General features: G+C 67.4%; 30 protein-coding genes. 17 read left to right on the top strand and 13 right to left on the bottom strand.

Going from position 1 to position 24,408, the window contains the following annotated elements; translation table 11 throughout:
- Positions 1-68: 68 nt before the first annotated feature.
- Positions 69-701, bottom strand: a complete 633-nt coding sequence (gene thiE, locus ACW18A_RS06165; RefSeq protein WP_492023915.1) for a thiamine phosphate synthase — start codon at positions 699-701, stop codon at positions 69-71.
- 119 nt (positions 702-820) lie between these two features.
- Here thiE and ACW18A_RS06160 point away from each other — a divergent pair, with 119 nt between their 5' ends.
- Both ACW18A_RS06160 and bfr read left to right on the top strand, forming a co-directional pair.
- Positions 821-1,006 (top strand): (2Fe-2S)-binding protein, encoded by a 186-nt coding sequence (locus ACW18A_RS06160; protein ID WP_492023914.1) that lies wholly within the window; start codon positions 821-823, stop codon positions 1,004-1,006.
- 144 nt (positions 1,007-1,150) lie between these two features.
- Complete coding sequence (gene bfr / locus ACW18A_RS06155; RefSeq protein ID WP_426041210.1) at positions 1,151-1,651, top strand: bacterioferritin; 501 nt, start codon at positions 1,151-1,153, stop codon at positions 1,649-1,651.
- A 1-nt stretch (position 1,652) separates the two neighbouring features.
- Here the strand turns inward: bfr and ACW18A_RS06150 are convergent, their stop codons facing one another.
- Complete coding sequence (locus ACW18A_RS06150; RefSeq protein WP_492023913.1) at positions 1,653-2,378, bottom strand: ABC transporter permease; 726 nt, start codon at positions 2,376-2,378, stop codon at positions 1,653-1,655.
- Positions 2,378-3,322 (bottom strand): ABC transporter ATP-binding protein, encoded by a 945-nt coding sequence (locus ACW18A_RS06145; protein ID WP_492023912.1) that lies wholly within the window; start codon positions 3,320-3,322, stop codon positions 2,378-2,380. Before ACW18A_RS06145 ends, ACW18A_RS06150 begins: the two co-directional genes overlap by 1 nt.
- A gap of 94 nt (positions 3,323-3,416) precedes the next feature.
- Here ACW18A_RS06145 and ACW18A_RS06140 point away from each other — a divergent pair, with 94 nt between their 5' ends.
- Complete coding sequence (locus tag ACW18A_RS06140; protein ID WP_492023911.1) at positions 3,417-3,923, top strand: DUF2975 domain-containing protein; 507 nt, start codon at positions 3,417-3,419, stop codon at positions 3,921-3,923.
- Entirely contained in the window at positions 3,923-4,165 is a 243-nt protein-coding gene (locus ACW18A_RS06135) for a helix-turn-helix domain-containing protein (RefSeq protein WP_492023910.1), read from the top strand. The genes ACW18A_RS06140 and ACW18A_RS06135 overlap by 1 nt, the downstream gene beginning before the upstream one ends.
- A 258-nt stretch (positions 4,166-4,423) precedes the next feature.
- Here the strand turns inward: ACW18A_RS06135 and ACW18A_RS06130 are convergent, their stop codons facing one another.
- Positions 4,424-5,419: a hypothetical protein gene (locus ACW18A_RS06130; RefSeq protein WP_492023909.1), complete on the bottom strand. Its 996-nt coding sequence runs from the start codon at positions 5,417-5,419 to the stop codon at positions 4,424-4,426.
- Positions 5,420-6,062: 643 nt separating this feature from the next.
- Here ACW18A_RS06130 and efp point away from each other — a divergent pair.
- From efp to ACW18A_RS06115, 3 genes are all read left to right on the top strand, one after another.
- The gene (gene efp / locus ACW18A_RS06125) at positions 6,063-6,632 is read left to right on the top strand and encodes an elongation factor P (RefSeq protein WP_492023908.1); all 570 of its coding nucleotides are present in this window, start codon (positions 6,063-6,065) and stop codon (positions 6,630-6,632) included.
- A 138-nt stretch (positions 6,633-6,770) separates the two neighbouring features.
- Positions 6,771-7,577: an inositol monophosphatase family protein gene (locus ACW18A_RS06120; RefSeq protein WP_492023907.1), complete on the top strand. Its 807-nt coding sequence runs from the start codon at positions 6,771-6,773 to the stop codon at positions 7,575-7,577.
- A gap of 41 nt (positions 7,578-7,618) precedes the next feature.
- Positions 7,619-8,647, top strand: a complete 1,029-nt coding sequence (locus ACW18A_RS06115) for a glycerophosphodiester phosphodiesterase (RefSeq protein WP_492023906.1) — start codon at positions 7,619-7,621, stop codon at positions 8,645-8,647.
- On the opposite strand, the gene ACW18A_RS06110 is transcribed toward ACW18A_RS06115, so the two are convergent.
- Positions 8,644-10,494, bottom strand: coding sequence for an ABC transporter transmembrane domain-containing protein (locus ACW18A_RS06110; protein WP_492024347.1), 1,851 nt, complete (start codon positions 10,492-10,494; stop codon positions 8,644-8,646). The genes ACW18A_RS06115 and ACW18A_RS06110 overlap by 4 nt on opposite strands.
- A 139-nt stretch (positions 10,495-10,633) precedes the next feature.
- Between ACW18A_RS06110 and rpmE the strand changes: the two genes are divergently transcribed.
- Together rpmE and ACW18A_RS06100 are read left to right on the top strand one after the other, a co-directional pair.
- Positions 10,634-10,858, top strand: coding sequence for a 50S ribosomal protein L31 (rpmE, locus tag ACW18A_RS06105; protein WP_309627925.1), 225 nt, complete (start codon positions 10,634-10,636; stop codon positions 10,856-10,858).
- 194 nt (positions 10,859-11,052) lie between these two features.
- Positions 11,053-12,630, top strand: coding sequence for a L,D-transpeptidase family protein (locus ACW18A_RS06100; RefSeq protein WP_492023905.1), 1,578 nt, complete (start codon positions 11,053-11,055; stop codon positions 12,628-12,630).
- Between the two features lie 37 nt (positions 12,631-12,667).
- On the opposite strand, the gene rcdA is transcribed toward ACW18A_RS06100, so the two are convergent.
- Positions 12,668-13,177 (bottom strand): protease adaptor protein RcdA, encoded by a 510-nt coding sequence (gene rcdA, locus ACW18A_RS06095; RefSeq protein WP_492024346.1) that lies wholly within the window; start codon positions 13,175-13,177, stop codon positions 12,668-12,670.
- 117 nt (positions 13,178-13,294) lie between these two features.
- Positions 13,295-13,537 carry a DUF1192 family protein gene (locus ACW18A_RS06090; RefSeq protein ID WP_492023904.1) on the bottom strand — a complete coding sequence of 81 codons (243 nt, stop codon included), beginning with the start codon at positions 13,535-13,537 and terminating at the stop codon, positions 13,295-13,297.
- A gap of 41 nt (positions 13,538-13,578) precedes the next feature.
- On the opposite strand from ACW18A_RS06090, the gene ACW18A_RS06085 reads away from it, so the two are divergent.
- On the top strand, positions 13,579-14,580 hold the full coding sequence (locus tag ACW18A_RS06085; protein WP_492023903.1) for an NAD(P)H-quinone oxidoreductase: 1,002 nt from the start codon (positions 13,579-13,581) through the stop codon (positions 14,578-14,580).
- Positions 14,581-14,614: 34 nt separating this feature from the next.
- Here the strand turns inward: ACW18A_RS06085 and ACW18A_RS06080 are convergent, their stop codons facing one another.
- Positions 14,615-15,322 carry a beta/gamma crystallin-related protein gene (locus ACW18A_RS06080; RefSeq protein WP_492023902.1) on the bottom strand — a complete coding sequence of 236 codons (708 nt, stop codon included), beginning with the start codon at positions 15,320-15,322 and terminating at the stop codon, positions 14,615-14,617.
- Between the two features lie 215 nt (positions 15,323-15,537).
- Between ACW18A_RS06080 and ACW18A_RS06075 the strand changes: the two genes are divergently transcribed.
- Entirely contained in the window at positions 15,538-16,203 is a 666-nt protein-coding gene (locus tag ACW18A_RS06075; protein ID WP_492023901.1) for a DUF1013 domain-containing protein, read from the top strand.
- A 195-nt stretch (positions 16,204-16,398) separates the two neighbouring features.
- Here the strand turns inward: ACW18A_RS06075 and ACW18A_RS06070 are convergent, their stop codons facing one another.
- A complete protein-coding gene (locus ACW18A_RS06070; protein ID WP_492023900.1) occupies positions 16,399-16,572 on the bottom strand; it encodes a YdcH family protein in 174 nt (57 codons plus the stop codon).
- Between the two features lie 138 nt (positions 16,573-16,710).
- Between ACW18A_RS06070 and ACW18A_RS06065 the strand changes: the two genes are divergently transcribed.
- The 3 genes from ACW18A_RS06065 to ACW18A_RS06055 are packed head-to-tail and all read left to right on the top strand — an operon-like array spanning position 16,711 to position 18,092.
- Positions 16,711-17,313, top strand: a complete 603-nt coding sequence (locus ACW18A_RS06065; RefSeq protein WP_492023899.1) for a UbiX family flavin prenyltransferase — start codon at positions 16,711-16,713, stop codon at positions 17,311-17,313.
- Positions 17,310-17,828: a TIGR02444 family protein gene (locus ACW18A_RS06060; protein WP_492023898.1), complete on the top strand. Its 519-nt coding sequence runs from the start codon at positions 17,310-17,312 to the stop codon at positions 17,826-17,828. Before ACW18A_RS06065 ends, ACW18A_RS06060 begins: the two co-directional genes overlap by 4 nt.
- A gap of 39 nt (positions 17,829-17,867) precedes the next feature.
- Positions 17,868-18,092 (top strand): YdcH family protein, encoded by a 225-nt coding sequence (locus ACW18A_RS06055; protein WP_492023897.1) that lies wholly within the window; start codon positions 17,868-17,870, stop codon positions 18,090-18,092.
- 41 nt (positions 18,093-18,133) lie between these two features.
- On the opposite strand, the gene ACW18A_RS06050 is transcribed toward ACW18A_RS06055, so the two are convergent.
- Positions 18,134-18,700 (bottom strand): GGDEF domain-containing protein, encoded by a 567-nt coding sequence (locus ACW18A_RS06050; protein ID WP_492023896.1) that lies wholly within the window; start codon positions 18,698-18,700, stop codon positions 18,134-18,136.
- 123 nt (positions 18,701-18,823) lie between these two features.
- On the opposite strand from ACW18A_RS06050, the gene purE reads away from it, so the two are divergent.
- Positions 18,824-19,315, top strand: coding sequence for a 5-(carboxyamino)imidazole ribonucleotide mutase (gene purE, locus ACW18A_RS06045; protein ID WP_492023895.1), 492 nt, complete (start codon positions 18,824-18,826; stop codon positions 19,313-19,315).
- Positions 19,316-19,402: 87 nt separating this feature from the next.
- Positions 19,403-20,419: a 5-(carboxyamino)imidazole ribonucleotide synthase gene (locus ACW18A_RS06040; RefSeq protein WP_492024345.1), complete on the top strand. Its 1,017-nt coding sequence runs from the start codon at positions 19,403-19,405 to the stop codon at positions 20,417-20,419.
- A 261-nt stretch (positions 20,420-20,680) separates the two neighbouring features.
- Here the strand turns inward: ACW18A_RS06040 and ACW18A_RS06035 are convergent, their stop codons facing one another.
- On the bottom strand, positions 20,681-21,346 hold the full coding sequence (locus ACW18A_RS06035; RefSeq protein WP_492023894.1) for a COQ9 family protein: 666 nt from the start codon (positions 21,344-21,346) through the stop codon (positions 20,681-20,683).
- Positions 21,347-21,531: 185 nt separating this feature from the next.
- On the opposite strand from ACW18A_RS06035, the gene rpsU reads away from it, so the two are divergent.
- Complete coding sequence (gene rpsU, locus ACW18A_RS06030; RefSeq protein WP_298161710.1) at positions 21,532-21,771, top strand: 30S ribosomal protein S21; 240 nt, start codon at positions 21,532-21,534, stop codon at positions 21,769-21,771.
- Between the two features lie 249 nt (positions 21,772-22,020).
- Here the strand turns inward: rpsU and ACW18A_RS06025 are convergent, their stop codons facing one another.
- Positions 22,021-23,406 (bottom strand): ABC transporter permease, encoded by a 1,386-nt coding sequence (locus ACW18A_RS06025; protein WP_492023893.1) that lies wholly within the window; start codon positions 23,404-23,406, stop codon positions 22,021-22,023.
- Positions 23,403-24,368: an ABC transporter ATP-binding protein gene (locus ACW18A_RS06020; RefSeq protein WP_492023892.1), complete on the bottom strand. Its 966-nt coding sequence runs from the start codon at positions 24,366-24,368 to the stop codon at positions 23,403-23,405. The genes ACW18A_RS06025 and ACW18A_RS06020 overlap by 4 nt, the downstream gene beginning before the upstream one ends.
- Positions 24,369-24,408 lie beyond the last annotated feature (40 nt).

Here is a 24,408-nt window from a genome sequence, read left to right as displayed (position 1 = left end):
AAAGCAACTCTGGGTGGGGAGACTGATGGTCCCTTAACCACAGCTTCCTAATATCCCCTGAAGCAGGATCAACCAACCAGGATGGCCGTAAGCCTGCGGACGGCCTCCGCGGGTCCCCGCGGATGCGACCATACCCCGGCGCTGACCGCTATGAAGTCCGCGCCTGCGGCCACCAGGGGCGCGGCGTTGTCGATCGTGATGCCGCCGATGGCCACCGACGGGATCTCCATCGTCTCCTGCCAGACAGTGAGGATGTCGGGTTCCGGCCGATAAGCAGTGTCCTTGGTAGGGGTCGGATAGAAGGCGCCGAAGGCGACATAGTCGGCCCCCTGCTCCGCCGCCTCCATGCCCAGATGGCGGCTGTCGTGGCAGGTCGCGCCGATCATCGCGTTCTTGCCCATGATCCGGCGCGCCGAGGCCACCGAGGCGTCGCCGTTCCCCACGTGCACGCCGTCGCAGCCGAGCGCCGACGCGAGGTCAGGCCGGTCGTTCAGGATCACCGCCACCCCCCGGCTCTGGGCGACCGGGGCGAGCCGTCGCACCGCCGCCATGATCGCCTCGTCGCTCGCCGGCTTGATACGGATCTGCAAGGCGGCGACCGGTCCCGCATCCAGGGCCGCCTCCAGCCGGTCGGCGAACGCCTCCAGGTCGTCGATGACGGGCGGGGTGATCAGATAGAGCTGGCAGGCGGGCGCGGACATGAGGGGCAGGTGCGACGGACGGAGCCCGCCGTCAACCATCTGCGTTGCGAACGCGTTGCAATCGCCCGAAGACCTGCTATAGAGAACCAATCGCAACTGACGCTTCGGGGCGGCCCACCTTGTACGTGTGTAACTGTAACGGTCTGAGACAACGCGACGTGGCGCGCGCGATCGAGGCGGGCGCGACCCGCCCGCGCGAAGTTTTCCAGCGCAATCAATGCGAAGCCCAGTGCGCCAAATGCGTCTGCGAAATGCGCCAGATGATTTCGGAGACCCGCGAAACCTACGCCCTCGCCGCCGAGTAGGTTCGGCGTCCTGCGGGCCAAAATCATTCGCAATATCAATGTTCCGATAAGCACTCGCAACTGAACACAGGCGTTTTCCCTGTGCTATGCCCCGAACATGAACGGCTCCGACGGGGCCGCACCGAGAGCAAGGACGAGACGGCCATGAAGGGCGACCCCGCGATCATCCGCACCCTGAACGCGGTGCTGACCAACGAGCTGACGGCGGTCAACCAGTACTTCCTGCATGCCCGCATGTTCGAGAGCTGGGGCCTGAAGCACCTCGGCCAGATCATCTACGACGAATCCATCGGCGAGATGAAACACGCCGACATGCTGATCAAGCGGGTGTTGTTCCTCGACGGCCTGCCCAACATGCAGGACCTGCACAAGCTGAAGATCGGCGAGACCGCCGTCGAATGCCTGGGCGCAGACCTGCAGCTGGAACTGGGTGGGCGGGAGACGGTGATGGCCGGCGTGGCCCAGTGCGAGGCCGCCCGCGACTTTGTCAGCCGCGACATCCTGATGCGCATTCTCAACGACACCGAGGAGCACATCGACTTCCTCGAGGCCCAGTTCAAACTGATCGAACAGCTGGGTGAGCAGAACTATCTGCAGTCGGCCATGACCGAGATCGCCCCGGACAAGTCCGCCACCGGCAACTGACCTACAACACCTCGCGGCGGCTCAGATGGGCGACCGCGAGGACCAGAACGGCCAGCCCCAGCCCGCAGCCCAGCCCCAGCGCCGTGTTCACGCGCCAGGCCTCGGTCCCCAGCATGTTCACCGGCATCTGCCAGGGGAAGAAGACCCCCTGCTTCGCCGACGTCGCCACGACCGCAAAGAAGGTCCCGCCGATCCCGACCACCAGCGCCGGCACGAAACTGGCGAACCGCAGGGCGATCCACAGCTGGATCGAGACCATCAGGATGGCGGCGAGGAAGACCTTGCCCATGGTCGCGGCGTATCGGCCCAGCTCGAACGGCCCCGTGGGCGTCAGGTCCGGCTTGATCGTCGCGGCCAGCATGACCGCGCCCCAGCTCAGGACCAGGGTCAGCACGCTCATGATCGCGACCACGGCCAGAACCATCACCGCCTTGGCCGCATAGAGGCGCCAGCGCGGCAGGGGCAGGCTGCGAAGGTGGTCCCATGACTTCGGGCCGTGCTCCATATGGGCGACGAGGGCCGTCAGGGCGGTCACGCTCATCGGCAGCATGAAGAAGGCCCAGATGCCGATCGAACTGAACATCCACATCTCCAACGGCTGGGGCGCGGTGCCGCGCAGCATCATGAAAAAGTCGAAGACGGCGATCAGCGACGGGGCGGCGACCGCCAGCACGGCGGCCAGGGACCGGTTCAGTTTGCGAATTTCGACGGACAGGACAGCGAGCATCAGACGGTCTCCGGTTGGCGTGCGGCCGTGTCTCGCGGCGCGGTGACGTTGCGATAGATACCCTCCAGCGAGGGGCTGCGCGGGCCGATGGCGAAGACGCCGACCCCCGCATCGACCAGGTCGCGGTTCAGGGCGGCGGTCGCCGCATCGTGGTCAGCGCCAGGCCTCAGCCGTGCGACCAGTCCGGCGGCGTCGGTTGCCAGGGTCAGGTCGTGGCCCTTCAGCACCCGGCTCGCCCGTTCCGGATCGTCGACGCGCAGGCCGATCTCCGGCACCAGATCCGCCTTCAGCACCGCCAGTTCGCCCTCGAGCACCAGCCGCCCGTCGTGGACGATGCCGATATGGGTCGCTGTCTGCTCGATCTCGCCCAGCAGGTGGCTCGACAAAAGCACTGTCGCACCCGTGCGATCCGGTAGGTCCTTCAGGAAGCGTCGCATGTCGGCGATACCGTCGGGATCAAGCCCGTTGGTCGGCTCGTCCAGAACCAGCACCGGCGGCGCGCCGAGCATGGCCCGCGCGAGACCGAGCCTCTGGCGCATGCCGAGCGAATAGTCCGAGACCCTCCGGCGGCCGTTCCCGGTCATGTCGACGACCTCCAGCACCCGGTCGATCTCTGTCGCCGGGAGGCCGAGCAGCGCCCGCGTCAGGTCGAGGTTCTCGCGCCCCGTCAGGTTGCCGTAGAAGCCGTGGGCCTCCAGCAGGGCCCCGACCTGACGCGCGGCGCCGATCCGGTCCCGCGCCACGTCGACGCCGCAGATCCGGGCCGAGCCCGCCGTCGGCTTGAGCAGGCCCAGCAACATCTTCAAGGTCGTGGTCTTGCCCGCCCCGTTGCGCCCGAGGAAGCCATAGACCGCCCGTTCCGGCACGATCATCGACACGGCGTCCACCGCCAGATGCCTGCCGAACCGTCGTGTCAGCCCCTCGGTCTCGATCGCCGCCTTCATGTCCGGACCCCTCGTTTCGTTTAACTTAGATATAAAGTTGCGAAACCGGCGTCTTTAAGTCAAGATTAAAGATGAGACAGGATATCAGCGATCCATGACGACCCAGGACTTCACCCGCTTCCGCCGCCTTTGCGGGCATTATCGCTGGCTGGCATTTTTCATGGTCTGCAGCGTGGCAGCGGTCCTCGTGCTGATGTACGTCATCGCACCGGTCGTCGTGACGCTGCGGGGAGAGGCACCGGCGGGCGCGCGTGTGGAAGCGGTGCTTGAGCAGGCTCTGTGGGCTACGCCGACCCTCTTCTATCTGTTCGCTGTCTGGTCGATCGGATCGGCGATGGGACAGGTCGCCAGGGGCCGCCTGATTCAGCCGATCCTCGCCCAGGCCTTGCGGAAAGTCGGCATTGCGCTTGGTCTCGGCGGCCTCTTGAGCGTCTTCGTGATCACCAATATCGTGCGCGTGTTCGGCGGCGCTCATGGCAGCTATGCCTATTTCGACGTCGCCTCGATGACCCTCGGCATGATCGGCGGGGCCCTGTTCCTGCTCGGCCGCGTCGTGGATCAGGCCGATCGCATCCAGTCCGAGCTGGACGAGATGATCTGATGCCGGTCCGCGTCACCCTGGACCGGCTGATCGTCGCGCGCGGCATCAAGGCGCGCGATCTCGCGGCCGAGGTGGGTCTCAGCGAGACCCAGCTGTCGCTGTTCCGCTCGGGCAAGGTGAAGGGCATCCGCTTCTCCACCCTCGCCCGCATCTGCGCGGCCCTGAACTGCCGCCCCGGCGATCTGCTCGACTACGACCACGATCCGGCCGATCTCGCGCGCACCGACGATGGGCCGATCTGAACCGGAACCGCTCGGCCTGCTGACCCTTCCTGCTCCGCTGGATGAGCGAGGTCATGAACTGCCAGTGGCGAAAAGCTGGGGCCCAAAGCACCTTGACCAGATCATTCAAGACGAGTGGATCGGCGAGTCGGCGATCGATCGCATCGCTGCCGACCTGCAGCTGGAACTGGGCGGTCGCGACGCCGTGGTCGCCTGCGTGGCCCACGCCGGCGACCACGAGCGGCTAACAATGGCGGGAAGTCCCTGCCGCGCCCGCCCTCAGTCCTGTTGGTCCTCGCCCTGCTGTTGTCCCCGGACGACCCGCTCCATTTGGGTGGAGACATCCCTCAGCCGCGCGCTGCCGGTCTCGGCGGTCTGTTCGGCGTCATAGAGGCCCCGCAGATAGGCCCGGTCCCAGTCGGTCAGGCCGGGCGGGGCCGTTCGCGCTGGGGCGAACAGCGACAGGATGCTGTCATAGGCGCCGGGATCGACCTCCGGATCGATCTGGGCCAGGGCGATCATGGCCAGATAGTCCGACAGGGCCTCGATCTCGACCCCCTCGACCCGGTCCACATCGACGATGATGATGACCTGGGCCAGATCGTCGCGCAGGGGGCTGCGCAGGCGGGAAGCACTGTCGGTGATTCCCTGGGGACCGAATTCGACCGGCCTCGTCATTTCTCTAGGGGCTTCAAACGGGCGCTGGCCTGGCAGACGCGAGACCACGCGACCTGTGGCGGCGTCGACCGGGATGCTCGACTGCCACCAGCGAACCGGACGGTCGGACTCCACAAATGCGTCAACCGCTGCAGAGCCCAGATCGGTGCCCGATACGCCAATCCGGAGGCGTCGCCCCCGGGCCTCCGCGAGGTCCCGTGCCGCCGCGTCAGCGTCGGTGGCGAAGACGACGAAGACGCGGGGCTCACAGCCCGGCCGGCCCAGCTCCAGGCCGAGGCTGTCGGCCACGGTCGAGATCCGGGCGATGACATACTCCGCCGCGTCCCGTTGCAGATTGCCCACGCCGATACACACGGTCCGATGCCAGGTCGCCGCTCCTCGATCCGGAGCCGGGGCTGCGATCCGGTCTATGAAGTCCGCAGTGGCCTCGGCCAGCGGCCGCCCCTCGACCACGATGTCCTCAAGCTCCGTCGCGGTCGGGTCGGTCGCCTGGGCGACCGACCCGATCTGCCCCGAACCCCCGGAAAGCCCCTGTGAGCCGATGACATTGGCCGCAGGTGCGGCGGCCAGAAGCAGGGCGAACGCTGCAATCAACATGGGCGGACTCCTGACGTACGTTTGAGCGAATAGGCGACGGCCGTTTACCGGTCAGATCGGATTCCCGTTTGGGCAATCACTGGCGGAGGCGTGTTTGGCCAGCCCGTGCAGGAAGCGGGACGGTTACGATCGAGTATCCTTCCGCATTACTGATCTATAACCTTTGGTTGAGACGCAAGGCAAATCAACAAGCCGCGGATCACATTTTTTACTGTCTGAAGCTGTCCAATAGATGGTTCCGTTCCTCAGACAGCATCCCGCTGTTGATGGAGAAGCACGATGTTCAGGAAGATTATGCTGGGCTTGGTCTTCGCCGCCGCTTTCACGCCTGTCTCGGTTCAGGCCAATCCTGATCCAACCTATTGTTTGCTTATCGCCGGATGCACTTGGAACGGCACGAGTTGGGTGTGCGCCGAGCCTGAGACCTACGCAAACTGCGTCGATCCATAACCCGTTTCGGAGTTGACTTCGCCGCCGCTCGGGCGAAAGCGCGGGCGGCGGCCTTCCATCTGGCCATGGCCGGCTAGCCGCCAGGGGGCTGCACCGCCCACCCGCCTCAGCTTGCCCTCCGGGACGGCTTCCTCTAGGGATCGCGCCCGATTTCGCGCGCCGTACCGGCAGCGCCCCAACCCCTGTGATTCCCATGGCGAAAATCAACGGCAACACCATCAAGCCGGGCATGGTCCTGCAACACAACAACGGCCTGTGGGTCGTGACCAAGGCCAGCCACGTCAAGCCCGGCAAGGGCGGCGCCTTCGCCAACGTCGAGGCCAAGAACCTCGAGACCGGCAACAAGCTGAACGAACGCTTCCGCTCGGAAGACAAGGTCGAGCGCGTCACGCTCGAGCAGAAGGATTTCTCCTTCCTGTACGAACAGGGCGACGCCCTGGTCTTCATGGACGACGCCACCTACGAGCAGATCGAACTGCAGAAGGACTGGGTCGGCGAGGATTCGATCCCCTACCTCCAGGACGGCATGAAGGTCGTCATCGAGATGCACGACGACCGTCCGATCGGCCTCAACCTTCCCGACCAGGTCGTTCTGACCGTCGCCGAGACCGAGCCGACCGTGAAGGGCCAGACCGCCTCCTCGTCCTACAAGCCGGCCCTCGCCGACAACGGCGTGCGCATCATGATCCCGCCCTATATGTCGGCCGGCGAGCGCATCATCGTCGACACCTCGACCGGCGAATACGTCCGCCGCGCCGAATAGGCGATCGGTGGGGTCGTGCGTGCTACGAGGTGCTGGTGTATAGTGCTGGTGAGCCAGAAAAGCCCGGCCCTGCTCACTCGCACTGGCACTCCTGACTTCTGTCCCTCCCGACATCCGACATCGTAAAGCACCCCCCCAATGGCCCTCGCCTCCGCCCTCGTTTCCGTCATGATCGACGCGGTCCGCAAGACCGCCCGCCCGATGCTGCGCGACTTCGGCGAGGTCGCCCAGCTGCAGGTCTCGCGCAAGGGGCCCGGCGATTTCGTGACCGCCGCCGACATCAAGGCCGAGGATACCCTCTACGAACTGCTGATGAAGGCCCGTCCCGGCTACGGCTTCCTGGGCGAGGAGCGTGGCATGATCGAGGGGACCGACAAGTCCCATACCTGGGTCGTGGATCCGATCGACGGCACGACCAATTTCATGCATGCCATGCCCCACTTCGCCATCACCGTGGGCCTGCAGCGCTATGCGCCGGACGGCTCGTCGGAGATCGTCGCCGGCGTCACCTACAACCCCATCGCCAATGAGCTGTTCTGGGCCGAGAAGGGCAAGGGCTGCTATCTGAACGACCAGCGCATCCGCGTCTCCGGCCGACGCGACCTGTCGGAGAGCCTGGTCTCCACCGGCCTGCCCTTTATCGGCAAGACCGGCCATGCCCAGTCGATCAAGGACATCCACGCCATCGGCCAGCGCACCGCCGGCATCCGCCGCCTGGGCGCCGCATCGCTGGACTTCGCCTGGGTCGCCTGCGGCCGCTACGACGCCTTCTTCGAGCGCAACCTCAAGCCCTGGGACGTGGCGGCGGGCATCCTGTTCGTCACCGAGGCCGGCGGTCTGGTCACAACCATCGAGAACGACGGCGATCCGAAGACGGGGGTCTCGGTCCTGGCGTCCAACCCCGAACTGCACCCGCAGCTGCGCAAGGTGTTGCAGGCTTCGTAGAGGTTCACAGGGGCGTCACACCCCTCCCCTACCGCTGCGGCATGATCCGGTTCATCCTCGCCGCTCTGCTCCTCGCCGGCCCGGCCAACGCCCATTCTTTTGAAGAGCTGGCCATGCCCAGTCATCCCCTGGTCATCGCCCACCGCGGTGCCTCCGGCGAGCGGCCCGAGCACACGGCTGCGGCCTATGAACTGGCCATCGAACAGGGCGCCGACTTCATCGAGCCCGACCTGGTGATGTCGAAGGACGGCGCTCTCGTCGTGCGGCACGAAAACGAGATCAGCGGCACGACCGACGTCGCCGAACATCCCGAGTTCGCGTCCAGACGCCTGACGAAGACCATCGACGGCGTCCCGACCACCGGCTGGTTCACCGAGGACTTCACCCTCGCCGAGCTGCGGACCCTGCGCGCCCGCGAACGGCTGCCGACCTTGCGGCCCGGCAACACGGCCTGGGCCGACGAAACGATCCTGACCTTCCAGGAGGTTGTCGATATCGCCCGCACCGCCACGGCCCGCACCGGCCGCATCATCGGCGTGGCACCCGAGCTGAAGCATCCGGGCTACTTCGTCGGCCTGGGCCTGCCCATGGAGCCCGCCTTGGTCGAGGCTCTGCGCGCCAACGACCTGATGTCGGCCGACAGTCCGATCATGATCCAGTGTTTCGAGATCGACTGCCTGCGGTCCCTGAACCAGCAGACCGAAGCGCCGCTGCTCCAGCTGATGTCGGCGTCCGGCGGCCCGGCCGATCACCCCGACATGACCTACGCCGCCATGGCCACGCCGGAAGGCCTCGCCGGGATCGCCGCCTATGCCGACGCCGTCGGGGTCGAGACCACCCTGATCATCCCTCGCACGCCCGCCGACACCGCCGGAACGCCGACGACCCTGGTCGAGGATGCGCACGCGGCGGGTCTGAAGGTCGTCGTCTGGACCTTCCGCGCGGAGGACATGTTTGTCCCGACCGACTACCGCGACGACCTTTCCGGCTGGATCCGTCGGTTCTACGACCTCGACGTCGACGCCGTATTCAGCGACTTCCCGGGCGTGGCGGTTCAGGCGCGGGACTAACCCTCGCGGAACTGCAGCTCGGCCAGTCGGGCATAGAGGCCGCCCCGGGCCACCAGTTCGTGGTGGGTGCCCTCCTCGACCGCGACACCGTCCTCCATCACCACGATCCGGTCAGCGCGCAGGACGGTGGCCAGACGGTGGGCGATGACGAGCGTCGTGCGCCCCTCCATCGCCTGATCCAGAGCGGCCTGAACCAGCCGCTCATTCTCGGCGTCCAGCGCACTGGTCGCCTCATCCAGCAGCAGGATCGGCGCGTCGCGCACGAGGGCCCGGGCGATGGCCAGACGCTGCCGCTGTCCACCCGAAAGGCTCTTGCCGCGCTCGCCCAGAGGCGTGGCAAACCCTTCCGGCAGGGCGTCGATGAAGATCAGGGCCTGCGCCTCTTCCGCCGCCCGGCGCACCTCGTCTTCCGAAGCCGCCTCGCGGCCGAAGCGGATATTCTCCAATGACGATCCCGAGAACAGCGGCGCTTCCTGCGACACCCAGGCGAACCGGCCGCGCACCTCGGCGGGATCGGCCGCGCGCACATCGACCCCGTCCACACTGACCGCGCCTTCCTGCGGGTCGTAGAAGCGCAGCAGAAGGCGGAAGACGGTCGACTTGCCGGCCCCGGACGGCCCGACCAGGGCCACGGTCTCTCCCGGCCGCACCGTCAGGTCGAATCCCTTCAGCGCCGGCAAGTCCGGCCGCCCCGGATAGGCGAACCGAACGCCCGCCATCGCGACACGGCCTTCAGGCGGGCTCGGCAGGGCGACGGGCGCCTCCGGAGCCTTGATCGAGGGCACGGCCTTCATCAACTCGTCGATCCGCTGCATGGCGCCCGACGCCTTCTGAACATCGCCCCAGCTCTCGCCGAGCGCGCCCACGGCGCCGGCCGTGAACACCGACAGCAGGACGAACTGCAGCAGGGCGCCGGGGGTCATGGTGCCGCGCACCACGTCCTGGGCCCCCAGCCAGAGCACCAGGGTCACCCCGCCGAAGATCACGACGATGACCACGGCGGTCATCCACGCCCGCGCGCGCATCCGCACGATGGAGACCCCGAACGCCTCCTCCACAACCGCCCCGAACCGGTCGACGGCGCTGCGCACCCGGCCGAAGGCCTGAACCGTCTCGATGGCGTCGACGCTCTCGCCCGCGAAGCCCACGGCGTTGGCGAACCGGTCCTGGGACTTCACGGTCAGTTTCCGCACGCTGCGCCCGAACAGGAAGATCGGCGCTATCAGCAGCGGGGCGGTCAGCAGGACCAGCCCGGTCAGCTTGGGACTGACCACAAACAGCAGGGCGACGCCGCCCAGCAGGGTCAGGAAATTCCTCAATGCGAACGACACCGAGGTCGTCAGCAGGGTCTCCACGAGCGCGATGTCGGTCGTCAGCCGGCTCAGCACCTCCCCGGTCCGCATCCGGGCGAAGAAGGCTGGATCAAGCGTCAGGATGCGGTCGAACAGGGCCTTCCGGAGGTCCGCGATCATCCGTTCGCCGGTCTTGGTGACGTAGAAATAGCGGACCGCGGTCGCGACGCCCAGGATCACAGCGTTCAGGCCCAGGAACAGGAACCAGCGATTGATGTCGGCACCGCCGTTCTCGAACCCGTGGTCGATCGCGCCCCGCGCCGTCGCCGTCAGGGCCAGCGAGGCCGCCGTCGAGCCCAGCAGCCAGAACCCGGCGATCAGCGCGTCCAGCCGGTGCTGCATCAGATAGGGCCAGAGCCGAAGCAGAGGCCGCACGTCCTTGCGCTTCTCGCGCCGCTCGCCCGCCTCGCCCATCTGTTCGGCCAGGACGGCACCGGCACCAGGCCGTCCGACCGCCTCCGTGCTGGAATAGGCGTCAGGGCTCGGCGAGGGCATGCTCATGCGCGGCTCTTGCCCCGGAACGCCCTGCGGTGTAAACGCCGTCGCTCATTCCCGCCGGACTCTGGCGGGTTTTCTCATTTTTCACGCACCGACGGTCGGCATCGTCACCGCGTACAGAGACCGGAATACGACCATGAAGGCCGATACGCACCCCGACTACCACTTCATCACCGTTACCCTGACGAACGGCGACACGTACAAGACGCGTTCGACCTACGGCAAAGAGGGCGACGTGCTGAACCTGGACATCGATCCCTCGACTCACCCGGCCTGGACCGGCGGCAACCAGCAGATGCTGGACCGCGGCGGTCGCGTTTCGCGCTTCAACAACAAGTTCGGCGGCTTCATCAAGAAGTAGGACCGGGCCTGGCTCCGCCAGGCTGTCTCCTGGAAGCTGGCGCACCCCACGGGTGCGACATAGTCGACACGAAGAGCGCCGGTCGCCCGACCGGCGCTTTTTGTTTGTCCGGAACGTCGATAACATGGCCCTGTCCGACGCACGGGCGTGGACACGGGGCTCCACCAGGCGTCGAACGAAGGCGACAAGAGACCATGAATCGACGCGAACTCACCCTCGGTGCCGCCGTTTCAGCCCTTGCCGGCTCGGCTGCCGCCCAGACGGCGCCGATGGGTGCCCCGCCCCAGGCCGCCGTCACCGCGCCGACCAGCCCCTACTATGCCGCCTTCAACGCCCAGCTGGCCCGCCTGCCCGCCGCGATCCAGCCCGACGTGCGCACCTTCTACGAGCTGAACGGCTGGCGCCCGATGTGGACCGCCGCCCGCCTGCGCACCCTGAACCAGGCCTCGGCTCGCGCCGAGCGTCATGGCCTGTCACGTTCCGACTTCTTCGACTTCGTGGGCCTGGCCGCCGATCCCGACAGCGCGGATATCCGGACGTCTGCCGCGGCCATCACCTACGCCCGTGTCCTGGCCGAGGGCCGCGTCCGCCCCGAGACGGTCGAGGACCTGTGGGAGATGGAGAAGAACCGGGTCGATCTGCCGGTGGGGCTCAACGACGCCCTCGTCCAGAACAAGATCGTCGAATGGTACGAGGGCCTCGCCCCGACCGACATCGGCTACACCAACCTGTCGGCCGGCTACGTCCGCTATCGCCGAATCATCCGCGAGGGCGGCTGGCCGCGCTTCACTGCCCGTTCGGGCACGATCGAGCCGGGTGCCAGCGACAACCGCGTGCCCGTCATGATCGCCCGTCTGGTGGCCGAGGGCGACCTCAGCGCCGCCGACGGCGCTCGCCTGACCGCCGAGGGTCTGGTCTATGGCCCGGAACTGCAGACCGCGATGCGCGGCTTCCAGGGCCGTCACGGCCTCGCCGCCGACGGCCGGATCGGTGCCGGCACCCAGAGTTCGCTCGGCGCCTCGGCCGAGGACCGCGCCCGCCAGATCGCCCTGAACCTGGAACGTCGTCGTTGGCTGAAGCGCGACCTGAATCCCGAGCGGATCGAGGTCAATACCGCAGCCGCCATCATGGTCTACTGGAAGGACGGCCGGCCGGTTCACTCCAACCGGGTCGTCTGCGGCGCCCCGGCGACCCAGACCCCGAGCCTCGAGAAGCCCTTCGCCTCGGTCGTTGCCAACCCGCCCTGGTACGTGCCGGCCGGCATCGCCCGGCGCGAGATTCTGCCCCGCGGCCCCGGCTATCTGGCCAGCCAGAACATGTATGTCTCCAACGGCACCGTCATCCAGCGCGCCGGGCCGAGAGCGGCCCTGGGCTATGTGAAGTTCGAGCTGCGCGACAGCTACGCCATCTTCCTGCACGACACCCCGTCGAAGGCCGCCTTCAACCTGTCGATGCGTCAGCGGTCGCACGGCTGCGTCCGCGTCCAGAATGCGGTGGAGTTCGCCCGCCTGCTGCTGTCGCCCGATCCGCAACTGCTCGGTGAGTTCGACGACGCCCAGATCAGCCGCGACACGCAACGCATCCAGACCGGCCGCGAGATCACCGTGCGCCTGCTCTACTGGACCGCATTCGTCGACGGCCAGGGTCGCGTCGCCTTCCGCGAGGACGTCTACCGCCGCGACCAGAAGCTGGCCGAGGCGCTCGGCATCGCCGTCAGCCTGCCGACCGTGGTGGATGACGGGACGGCTGTCGCCAACGACGTCGGGCCGTAGGTCCGCTACCCTCTCCCAGGGGGAGAGGGTAGCGGACCTACGGCCGGAACGCGGCTTCCAGCATCCCCAGCTGGCTCAACACCGGATTCGCGTCCGGCTCGGGCGCGGCATCCAGGTACATCCGCTTGTCCAGATACAGGACGCGGTCGTGCAGCTTCTCGGCCCGGACCAGGAATTCGACTAGGGCGATCGGCATCTCGGGATGGCTCGGCTCGACCTCGACCTTGCGTTCGTTGAGGCGATAGCGCGGCTCGCACGCCGCCTCCGGTGCCATGTCGCCCTCGCGCACCGCGCGCTGGACCAGCAGCCACGACGCTACCTGCATCAGGCGCGTCGTCAGTTTCATGCTCTCGGCGGCGTAGGCCAGGGCGGCGGAGCGCGACAACAGCCTGGAGTCCCGGCGGCCGTCGCCATCCAGATAGGCGGCAGTCTCCTCAACGAGGTCCATGCCCTCCTGGAAGGTGCGCTCGAACAGTTCGGAGCGCGCGAAATCGCGGATCTCTCCGGCGCGCGACGCCGTGTTCGGCGCGTGATTCTCGTCGCCCATCAACTCAACCATACTCATCGTGATCCGGAAGGTCCGCTCGTCTATCGGGCCGGAAAGGCACCGCACGCCGTCCGCCTGCAACCGCCATGCCACGGAAAGGGCCTCTGCGGAACCGCATCAGCGGCCGAAGTTGAACAGGGCGTCAGCGGCGGACTTCTTGGCGGCCTTGCCGGCGATGGCCGCACGAGCGCGCGCGATCTCGGCTTCCAGCGCCTCTATCCGCTCGCCGAGTTCATCGACCGAATACAGGTCGAGATCCTCGCGACCGAGGGCCGACACGGCCGCTCCGCGTTGCGGACGCGGTTCGAGATCCTCAAACGTCATCGTCGCCTCCTTGGCCAGAACCCCGAAGAAGCCCATTTACGCTCCCGGACACGGACGATTGCAAGGCTTGGACGGATATGCGGGTCATCGAGATCGACGGCGGCTCAGGTTCCGCCGAAGCGTTGCGCCTCTCCGAACGCCCCGATCCGCAGGCCGGGGTCGGTGAAATCCGCATCCGCGTGCGCGCCGCCGGGGTCAATCGCCCCGACCTGCTCCAGCGCGCCGGCAGCTATCCTCCCCCGCCTGGCGCGTCCGACATCATGGGTCTGGAGGTCGCCGGTGAGGTCGATCAGGTCGGCCCAAACTCCAGGCCAGGGGCCGTCGCCCGCTGGCGGGTCGGCGACCGGGTCTGCGCCCTGCTGGGCGGCGGCGGTTATGCGGACTACGCCGTCGTCGACGCCCGCCACGCCCTGCCGATCCCCGACGGTCTGGACTTCATAAAGGCGGCGGCCTTGCCCGAGACCGTCTTCACCGTCTTCGCCAATATGTTCGAGGCCGGCGGGCTGAAGGCCGGCGAGACCCTGCTGGTCCACGGAGCCACCTCCGGCATCGGGGTCACGGCGATCCAGATGGCGAGGGCGGCAGGTGCGCGCGTCATCGCTACATCGCGGGGTGCGGCCAAGACTGCGGCAGCGCTCGCTCTCGGGGCAGACGTCAGCCTCGATGCCTCGGCAGGAGACCTTGAGTCCGCGATCCGGAACGCCGGCGGCGCGGACGTCATTCTCGACATGGTCGGCGCGGCCTATGCGGAGGCCAATCTGAACGCCCTGAAGACCGGCGGCCGCTGGGTCGTGATCGCGACGCTCAGCGGCGCGCTCGCCCAGGTCGATCTGATGCGGATCATGATGAAACAGGCGACCCTGACGGGGTCGACCTTGCGCCGCCGATCGGCCGACGAGAAGGCCCGTCTGGCGGCGGCGGTGGAGGCGTTGGTCTGGCCCTGGGTCGTTTCGGGAGCCTTGCGTCCGCCGGTCGAGGCGACCTTCCCCCTGGCCGAAACGAAACTCGCCCACCTCCGATTGGAGGCGGGCGAGCATGTCGGCAAGATCGTTCTGACGATCAACACAGGCCGCGAGTGACCGTGTCACGAGCCGGGGCTTGCGGGGAAGCCTCCTACCAGCGACCACCGCCGCGAGCCGGACGCATCGACGAGATGCGGTCGTTGTAGCTCGTGCTGTTCAGATTGCGGATGCTGTTCGTCACGATCTGGCACTCACCGCGATAGTTGGAGTCGGTGCAGACCTCCCAGGCCCCATTCAGCTCCATCGAGCTGATCTGGTCGTTCAGACCCGAGCTGTTCAGGTTCGAGACCTCACCGCGGAACGTTTGCGAGTAGCCGCGATAGTTGCTGTCGGCATAGACGGTGATGCTGCTCCGGCCGTTGTTGCCGCCCCAGCCGCCGCCGTTGTTGCCGCCATTACCCCAGCCGCCGCCATTGTTGCCACCGTTGTTGCCGCCGTTGCCCCAGCCGCCACCGTTGTTGCCGCCGTTACCCCAGCCGCCGCCGTTGTTTCCGCCGCCGCTGCCACGCTCATACTCGCCGCGCACATTGCCGCAGACCAGCAGGCCGTCGTTGTTCCCGATGTCGCTGGACGAGCAGCGCGCCAGTTCGATCGAGGTGCCACGGATGTTGCCGCGCATGTCGCGGCAGTCGGCATAGAGCCGACCCTGGTTGACATAGGATCCACTGCAGCTGTCCGCGAAGCTGCCGCGCGGAGCGACCCTTTGTGGCCCGCTGCCGTCGCCCACCGACGGGGCGCGTTCCTGAGCGCCGCCTGCGAGCATCGCCAGAGCGGCGATCGAGGTGAGTGCTATAGACATGGTCTTCCTCCAGATGATCTCTGAGGCCGCTGAACGCGTCCGATATGACAGTGTCCAACTATCAGCATGAACCGTTGCTGTATGACACCGACAGACGTCGTTTTCTTTTGCTCCGAACAGGCCTATATCAAATCATCAGCGCCCGGCCGAAAGGTCGGGCGCCGTCGTATCCAGAGCCCGCGATCGCCGGGCCCCTCATTTCCGGGACTGCCCCAATGACCGACATCCTGATGCCCAAGGCCACCGCGGTCTGGCTTGTGGACAACACCTCACTGACCTTCGAACAGATCGCCGAATTCTGCGGCCTGCATCCGCTGGAAGTGCGTGGCATCGCCGACGGCGACGTGGCCCGCGACATCCGGGGCGTGGATCCCATCACCGGCGGTCAGCTGACCCGCGAGGAACTGGACAATGCCCAGGATAACGACGCCTACCGGATGAAGGCCGTCGTAAGCCGCCACGCTGAACTGCTGAAGGCCCACAAGCCGGCACCGAAATACACGCCCGTCTCGCGCCGTCAGGACCGCCCGGACGCCATCATGTGGTTCGTCAAGAATCACCCCGAGGTGACCGACGCCCAGATCGCCAAACTGCTGGGCACGACCAAGTCCACCATCGACAGCGTGCGCAACCGCACCCACTGGAACAGCCCCCAGATCAAGCCGGTCGACCCGGTCACCTTGGGCCTGGTCGGCCAGCTGGTGCTGGACGAACTGGTCTCCAAGGCCGCCGACAAGAAGAACAAGGACGACGCCAAAAAGGGCGGTGCCGCCCTCCAGCCGATCGAGGCCGAACCCGCCGAGCCGGAGTTCGTCCCCGAAGAACGCGAACGCCGCACCGCAGAACCGACCGCTGCGTCGGTGTTCGGCACGAACGAATAAATCCTCCCCCATCGGGGGAGGGGGACCGCAAAGCGGTGGAGGGGGCCAGCCCCGGACACAGCACGTGGACCGGCTCCCTCCACCACAGCGCAAGCGCGCTGTGGTCCCCCTCCCCCTGTGCTGCGCTTGGGGGAGGAATGAAAACGGCCCCGGGATCGCTCCCGGGGCCGTTCGCTTTTCTGGCGGAGACCGGGGCTAGCCCGCCCTGGCCTCCAGACTGGTGATTTCTTCCTTGAGCCGGAGCTTCCTTCGCTTGAGCTCCCTGACCTGCAACTCATCCACGGCGGGCCGACCGAACTCCTGGCGGATGGTCTCATCCAGCTGGCGGTGACGGTTTCCCAGTTCGCGGATACGAGCTTCGATGGTCATGGCTTGCGCCTCCATGTCTAACGGACCACACAGTGAACGCCCGGATTTGCGGTCTGTGAAATCACGGTTCGGTGACGTCAACAGACCGTTAAAATCCTCCGGACAAGGCAGACCCTGACCCCCAACCTGGACCATGATGTGAACTTGGCCGTACGGAACCCGCCAACCCGCCTCGTGGTCGGAATCTCCGGCGCATCGGGGGTGATCTACGGACTCCGGGTGCTTGACGCCCTGACGGAGCTCGGTGTCGAGAGCCATCTGGTCGTCACCCGCGCCGCCCTGCTCACATTGTCGCAGGAGACCGATTTCAGCGCTGACGACCTGACCGGCCGCGCCTCGGTGGTCCACAAGCTCAACGATGTCGGTGCCTCGATCGCCTCGGGCTCGTTCAGGTCCCTGGGCATGATCATCGCCCCTTGTTCGGTCCGGACGATGAGCGAGATCGCCACCGGTGTGACCTCGACCCTTCTGACCCGCGCCGCCGACGTGGTGCTGAAGGAACGCCGTCCTCTGGTCCTGATGGTGCGCGAGACGCCCTTCCACGTCGGCCACCTGCGCACCATGACGGCCCTGGCCGAAATGGGCGCGACCATCGCCCCGCCCCTGCCGGCCTTTTACGCCAGACCCGCCTCGATCGCGGAGATGGTCGACCAGTCCGTGGGCCGCACGCTGGACCTGTTCGGCCTCGACTGGGCGCCGGTGAAACGCTGGGAGGGGCTCAGGAGCCCGGTATCGGAGTGAGCGACCACGCTCAAGCAGCGAGCGACCGAGTCGGGAGCGATAGCGACCAGAATGGCTTCTGGGACTGGGCGTTGAAAGCCTATGCCGCCCCCGGGGTACCGGAGGCCTGCCTTCAGCTTCAGGACGGAACCGGCCAGAACGTCCCCCTGCTGCTCTGGGCCGGCTGGACCGCCGAGACCGGCCGCGTGCTCGACGAGGACGCCATCGAGGGCGCCTGCGACTGCGCCCGGGCCTGGGACGCCGCCGCCGTCACGCCGCTGCGCACCCTTCGCCGCACGCTCAGGAACACCAATCCCGACATCGACAACGGCGCGCGCGAGAGCCTGCGCGAGGCCGTCAAGGCCGTCGAACTGGCCGCCGAACGTCACCTGATGGCCGGACTGGAGGCCCTGGCGCCCGCGCCCACGGGCCCGCCCCGCCCCGCAATAGACGCGTTGGCCGCCGTCGCCCGGGTCTGGAGCCGTGTCGTGCCGCGCCCGGCGCTGACGATCCTCGCCGAATGCCTTCCGGCCTGAGCCGGCCTCGGGTATAAGCCCGCCTTCGCGGGGACCGGCATGAACGACGACCAACCCTTTCTGACCGATGACGAGATCGCCCTGCACGCAGAGGTGAAGCTACTGCGTCTGGAGCATGCCGACCTCGACGCCTCCATCGAGGCCTTGTCGCATATGCCGATCCCGGACCAGCTCCTGATCGCCCGGCTGAAGCGCAAGAAGCTCCTGCTCCGCGACGAGATCGTACAGATCGAAAGCCGGATCCTGCCGGACATCATCGCCTGATCCCTTCCCTTCTCCCGCAAGGGGGAGAAGGGAATTCGCGGTCAACGTCCGCGCTTGCGGACCCACATCGCCGCATCGGCCTCGGCCAGCCATATCTCGACGTCCGCCTGCCCGGCAAAGGCCCGAACGCCGAAGGATCCGCCCAGAGACGCCGGGGCTCCGTCCCACTGGAACGCAGCCTGTTCCAGCGCCGCCTTCAGCCCCGCCGCCTTCTCCTTGCCCGTATCCATGTCGGCGTTCAGCAGCAGGACGGCGAACTCGTCCCCGCCCAGCCGTCCGACGGCATCGGTCGCCCGGACATTCTCCAGCAACAGCTCCGCCACCCGCACGAGGGCCGCGTCTCCCGCCGCATGGCCCAGCGCATCGTTGACCGCCTTGAACCCGTCGAGGTCCAGATACAGCAGCACGGCCGGGACCTTGTAACGGGTGCAGTAGGCCATCGTCCGGCTCATGGCCGCCACGAAGCCACGCCGGTTCAGCACAGGCGTCAGAACGTCGTGCTCCGCCGCCGCCTCGGCCGCCTCGGCGCGCGCGGTCAGGGCCGCCACCTCGGCGCGCAGCCGGGCGATCTCCGCCTGGGGGTCTTCGATGTCCGGCGCGTCGGTCACGTCGAGAAGGAACTCCGGGCGCGACTCACTGCGTGCGCCTTCGGCGCCCAAGCTAACGCCGTTGGTTGCGGGCGCAACGCGCGTGCTGTAACCGGCCGCTTTCCTCGCGAGAGCTGACACAGCATGGCGACGACGACCCCGCCGGTGGCGATCATCATGGGCAGCCGCTCGGACTGGCCCACCATGAAGCACGCGGCCGATATGCTCGACCGTCTGGGTGTCGCCTGGGACGCGCGCGTCGTCTCGGCCCACCGCACGCCGCAGCGCCTGTTCGACTTCGCCGGCGGCGCGAAGGCTGCGGGCTTCAAGGTCATCATCGCCGGCGCCGGCGGAGCTGCCCACCTGCCCGGCATGGCCGCCTCGATGACGCCGCTACCGGTGCTGGGCGTGCCGGTCCAGTCGAAGGCGCTGAATGGCCTCGACAGCCTGCTGTCGATCGTGCAGATGCCCGGCGGCGTCCCGGTCGCCACCCTGGCCATCGGCGAGGCAGGCGCAAAGAACGCCGGCATCCTCGCCGCCCAGATCCTGGCCCTGAACGATGAGTCCCTGGCCGGTCGGCTGGACGCCTTCCGCGAAGCCCTGACCGGGTCGGTCCAAGAGACGGTCGAAGACTGAGTGTCCGTTCTGTCTGAATCAGCCCTGCCCGCCCCTCTCCCGCCCGGTTCGACCATCGGCATCCTCGGCGGCGGCCAGCTCGGCCGGATGCTGTCCCAGGCCGCCTCGCGGCTCGGCTTCGACGTCGTCATCCTCGACCCGGAGGAGAACAGCCCCGCCGGTCGCGTCTCGCGCGGCCAGATTGTCGCCCCCTATGACGACCCGACGGCCCTGAACGTCTTCGGCCGCGTCTGCGACGTGGTCACCTTCGAGTTCGAGAACGTCCCCGCCGCCTCGGTCGAGCGGCTGGCCGGGGCCGGTGCCCTCGTCGCCCCCGGGCCGACGGCCCTCGCCGTGGCCCAGGACCGGGTCGACGAGAAGACCTTCCTGAACGCCGTCGGCGCCCCCACGGTCGCCTTCGCCGCCGTCGACAGCCTCGATGACCTCCAAGCCGCGCTTGAGACGCTCGGCACGCCCGCCCTGCTCAAGACCCGCCGTGACGGATACGACGGCAAGGGCCAGGTCTGGATCAAGTCACCGAAACAGGCCGGGGCCGCCCTCGCCGAGCTCGGCGGCCGTCCCGCCATCCTCGAGGCCCGCGCCGCCTTCACGCGCGAACTGTCGATCATTGCTGCCCGGGGCCGTGACGGCGCGATCGCCGTCTATCCCCTGGGCGAGAACCACCACTCGGGCGGCGTCCTGCGCACCACCCACGCCCCGGTCCAGGTCGATGCGAAAACCCTGAAGCGCGCCAGGGCCATCGCCACGGCCGTGCTGGAAGGCCTCGCCTATGTCGGCGTCGTGGGCATCGAGCTGTTCGATCTCGGCAATGGCGAACTTCTGGTCAACGAGATCGCCCCCCGCGTCCACAACACCGGCCACTGGACCCAGGACGGCTGTGTCTGCGACCAGTTCGAACAGCATATCCGTGCCGTCGCCGGCTGGCCGCTCGGACCGACGAAGGCCCACGCCAGGGTCGAGATGACCAACCTGCTCGGCGACGAGGTCGAGCAATGGTCGAAACTGGCTGCCAAACCCGACCAGCGCCTGCACCTCTACGGCAAGGCCGAGGCCCGCCCCGGCCGCAAGATGGCGCACGTGAACCGGGTGAAACCGCTCGCCTGATCTACCCTTGCATGTGTCGAGATGTATGCCAAAGTGCGATCATGCCGTTGCCGATCGTCATCTCCCTCGCCCTGCTTCTGCTGATCCCGGTCTCGCTCACGAGCTCCACGGTCAGAAGCCACCCCCATGCGAAGATCGTGGCCGGCCTTGTCGGTCTGGGTGCGATCTATCTCGCATCCTACAGTCTCGGCTCACAGGCGGGGCGTGACGCAGCGCTGAGGGATAACAGAGCCGATGCCCGCGCGGCCGCAGAGGCAGCCGCTAGCTCCGCTGAGGATACCGCAGCCGGCTCAGCATCTCGGTGACCCTGCGCACCGGCGCATCAAAGTCCTTGCCCGCCTTCCACTTCTCGAAGGCCATGACGTTCTCGATCCGGGCGGCGACGAAGGCGTCGGCGGCATCCTTGCCGTCGAACAGGCGCAAGGTCATCGCCGGGATCAATATGCCCGACAGGATGGTCCGCTTCGAATAGTGGTTCCAGTCGGTCGCCGTATCCCCGGCCCAGCGCCACAGCCGGTCCGCCGTCGCCCAGGTCAGGCCCGGCACCAGATCGACATTGGTCGGCAGGGCCAGAAAGCCCGACAGCCGCTTCTCGGCCTCCGCATCCGCCGCCGCGACCTCCAGCCGGGTCGAGACGGCTCTGGCGATCCGCTCGCGGATCTTCAGCGCAGCCGGATCGCCCAGCGCCGCCAGGGCCTGATCGTCATGCCGACGCCACAGCAGGACCGCCAGATCGCGCGCGCCGTTGGGCAGCAGCAGCTCCTGATCGCCTTCGCTCAGCCCGTTCGCCGCGCAGGCCTCGCGCACCATCCGGCCGTTCCAGCCCAGCCGTGGAGCCAGGCCCAGCGCCGAATCGAGCACGGTCTGCTCCATCCGGTCAGCCCAATCGGCCTCAGGCGCGTTCGACAGGTGTGGCGCATCGATCATTTCGCCATGATACGCCCGTCACAGCGGGATCGCGAGCGCTACGGAAGCGCTGTGACGATCTGGACAGAGGCCGGGGCTTGGTGTATCCGCACGCCTTCGCTCGCCGGGCTGTCGCCCGCGGGAACCGATTTTATTTGTCTGCCCGCCTCTCAAGGACGCGGCGGGCGGCCAAAGGAGAGTTCAACCTGGTACAGATTTTCGTTCGCGATAATAACGTCGATCAAGCGCTGAAAGCCCTCAAGAAGAAGATGCAACGCGAAGGCAGCTTCCGTGAAATGAAGCGCCACGTGCACTACGAGAAGCCCTCGGAGAAGCGCGCTCGCCAGAAGGCAGAGGCCGTTCGTCGCGCCCGCAAACTGGCCCGCAAGCGTATGCAGCGCGAAGGCCTGCTGCCGCCTCCGAAGCCCCGCGTCCCGCGCGCCTGAGGCCGCGACGCAGGTCAAGATTTCAAAGGCCGCCCCGGGAAACCGGGGCGGCCTTTTTATTTGCCCTCTCCCCTTGCGGGAGAGGGCTTGAGGCTCGCAGAGCGCGGCGATGCGCCAAGCCGAAAGGGTGAGGGGTCGCCCCGCCTAACCGGTGAGCGCCCGGCGACACCCCTCACCCGCTCGCGCCAGAACGACGGCTACGCCGCCGTGCGCGACCTCCCTCTCCCGCAAGGGGAGAGGGTTACAGGCCTACCTTCCCCCGCCGCTCATCGCCTGACCGAAGCTCTTCCAGCTCAGTTTCACGTCCGACAGCGCCCCTGCCCGGAACGCCCGCCCGGCCAGCCACACCATCAGCAGCGCCACCGCGAACATCCCCGCCATCGTGCCGATGATCTCGATCATCGGCGGCCCCGACGGTGCCCGGGCGCTCATCAGGAAGGGGGTGAAGAAGGGCACCCAGGACAGGAACTTCACCGCCGGCGCATCCGGGTTCACCAGCGCCATCTGGACGACCAGCAAGGGCACGACCAGCACCATCATGATCGGCCCCATGAGCGTCTGGGCGTCGCGTGGCGTCTCGCAGAAGGCCCCGATGGCCGCGAACAGGACCGCGTACATCAGATAGCCGCCGACGATATAGCCAAGGAAGTAGAAGATCAGCCCGTCGGTCATCAGCACCGAGGCCACGTCCCCCGCCACCGAGGGTGCCGCCGTGATCAGCCCCGCCGCTCCGATTCCGCCCCAGACGACCAGCACCGACAGGGTCAGCATCGCCACGCCCAACACCTTGCCGGTCAGGATCTCGGTCGCCGAGGCCGACGACAGCAGGACCTCGAGGATCTTGTTCGACTTCTCCTCCATCACGCTGTTCAGCAGGATCGAGGCGCCGGTGATGATCAGCGACCACAGGATGAAGCTGAAGGCCAGGCCGATGATGCCGGGCAGGCGATCCTTGAACGACACCTCCCCTCCTCCGGCTGACCGGGGCGAGAAGACGTTGATCTCGGGTCGGAAGGCGTCGACCCGCTCGACCACGGCCCGGTCAATCCCGGCCTCACGCAGGACCGTGTCGCGGTTCTCGTCCCGCAAGGTCCGGCGCACGAAGTCCTCGACCGTGTCGTCGGTCGCCCGCGCCGCCCAGACCCGGGCCGCCGGCCCGTCGTCCGATCGACTCAGGAAGACGACGGCGTCCAGCCGCTGCGCCTTGGGCGTCTCGTCGGTCAGATAGCGGCGCACCACGACCTCCTGGGCCGCGCCGGTCTCCGCACCCGCCAGATCGGCGGGGGCATCGACAAACCGGATGCGCGACCGGGTCATGGAGGCGATCGCGCTCTCCGCCGCACCGGGAGGCGCCCCGGACGATGCCGCGGCCTTCTCGGCGGCTTCGCGGGCGCGTTCCGCCTGTCGTTCGGCGTCGGCGGCCAGCGCACCCTTCACCGCGGCGGCCAGGCCGGTCGCGGCCGGGCCCTCTTCAATCAGGACCACGGCGCGCACAGGATCGGCGCCGCGCATCAGCAAAGGCACGGCCCCGCCGAGCACGGCGAACAGGGGGAAGGCCAGCAAGGACAGCCAGAACCCGACCGTCTTGGCGTAGGCGAGGAACTCACGCTGGGCGATCAGCAGGATGCGGTTCATTGGCTCACCTCCGATTTGGCGGCAGGTCGGGCCACGCTCTGGTCCTGATCCGGATGGTCGCCGGTCAGGTCGATGAAGGCGTCATGAAGGGTCGGTTCCTTCAGCTCGAACCGGCGCACGTCGAGGCCGCTGATGAAGGCGGTCTTCAACGCCTCCTGCCCGCCGGCCCCGCTGGCCAGGGCACCCTTGAGCACCCGCACACCGCCCTGATCCGAAACGACCTCGACGCCAGTCACGCCCGGCAGGGCCGCCACGGCCTCGGCCGTGATTTCGCCTTCCAGCTCGAGGAACCGTCGCGAGGTCGCCCGCGCCTCAGCCACCGTGCCGTCGAACGCCTTACGCCCCCGCGCCATCAGCACAACCTGGTCACACAGCCGTTCGGCGTGCTGCATCACGTGGGTAGAGAACAGGACGGTCGCGCCGTTGGCCGCCAGGTCGCGGATCACCGCCTCCAGCCCCTGCTGATTGACGGGGTCGAGGCCGGAGAAAGGCTCATCGAGGATCACGAACTCCGGCCGATGCACGACCGAGGCGATCAACTGGACCTTCTGCGCCATCCCCTTGGACAGCTCCTTCATCTTCTTTTTCTGAGACGCGCCGAGGCCCTGGGCCTCCAGCATCTCACGGGCGCGGCGCTTGCCTTCACGCGTCGGCAGGCCCTTCAGTGAGCCGAAGAAGGCGATCGCCTCGACGGGTGTCATCTTCTTGTAGAGGCCACGCTCCTCCGGGAGGAAGCCGATGCGATCTCGGACCTTGCGCCCGTCAGAGGCCCCGAGGATGTCGATCGTACCCGACGACGCAGACTGCAGGCCCAGGATCATGCGGATGGTCGAGGTCTTGCCGGCGCCGTTGGGCCCCAGGAAGCCGCAGATGGCACCCTTTCCGACCTGAAAACTCAGATCCTTCACCGCCTGAAAGTCGCCGTAGCGCTTGCTCACGCCTTCGAGCGTCAAGGCCGCCATACTCATCCCCCGGTCAACTTCAGACCTAGGGGTAGCAAAG

Source organism: Brevundimonas sp. AVps5 (genome assembly GCF_058681515.1).
Note: the sequence above shows the minus strand (reverse complement) of the source record. Positions and strands in the feature narration are given on the sequence as shown.